A 425-nucleotide genomic window follows, 5' to 3' on the forward strand; every position below is an offset into this window, starting at 1 on the left:
ATAGCAGTCAACCATGCCAGCGGTCGGCATGGAAACCATTTTTGGCCGATCTTCAATACGGGCGCCTTTTCGGACCTGTAGCGGGACGGACAGTGGAAATGACTGCACCCGCACCTTAGCGCGTCCTTGAAACGCGGCAAAGGCGTTCGTCCCGGGTGAGGCCAGTAGCATAAGGACGACGCAACATGTCTCAAATCGACAGTTTCAAATGCCGTAAAACCCTATCCGTAGGGGATAAGGAATATGTCTATTACAGCTTGACCGAAGCTGAGAAAAACGGCCTGGAAGGCATTTCCAAGCTTCCCTTCTCCATGAAAGTCCTCCTCGAAAACCTGCTTCGCTTTGAAGACAATCGCTCGGTTTTCAAGAAGGACATCGAAAACGTCGCCAAATGGCTTGTCGATCGCGGCAGTGCCGGCGCTGAA

1 protein-coding gene is annotated in these 425 nt (G+C 52.5%); it reads left to right on the forward strand.

What is annotated here, in order from left to right; translation table 11 throughout:
- Positions 1-185: 185 nt before the first annotated feature.
- Positions 186-425: hypothetical protein (locus tag BTM36_RS26580; protein ID WP_139347306.1), on the forward strand; the 240-nt coding region annotated here is incomplete at its 3' end.

This window comes from Herbaspirillum sp. VT-16-41 (assembly GCF_001994935.1).
GTDB lineage: Bacteria > Pseudomonadota > Gammaproteobacteria > Burkholderiales > Burkholderiaceae_D > Herbaspirillum > Herbaspirillum frisingense.